At 37.0% G+C, this 276-nt stretch carries 1 protein-coding gene; it reads right to left on the bottom strand.

Features of this window, described 5'->3' with window-relative positions:
- Positions 1 to 267 (bottom strand): PHP domain-containing protein (locus tag SB775_RS29135; RefSeq protein WP_410864697.1); only part of this gene is annotated, 267 nt, incomplete at its 3' end.
- Positions 268 to 276 lie beyond the last annotated feature (9 nt).

Below are 276 nucleotides of genomic sequence, written 5' to 3' on the forward strand. Positions count from 1 at the left end.
ATAGTTATCTCTAACTTCTTCCAGTGAATCCACCAGATATGCTTCATTCCCCAGAATTAGCTTGAAGTCTTCTGGCATTTCACCAGAATCCTTCATTTTTTTCACAGTTTGGATTGCTTCTAAGTGCGCCGACAATACTTCATGATCTGTAATTGCTAAACCTTTGTAACCCTGATCTAAAGCTGTTTTTAGCAACTGTTTAACCTGGTTTGTAGAGTCTAATAACCTAATATTACTTTTGTCAGTATGACAATGACAGCCAATCATTTAACCCCT

This window comes from Peribacillus sp. SIMBA_075, assembly GCF_046534585.1.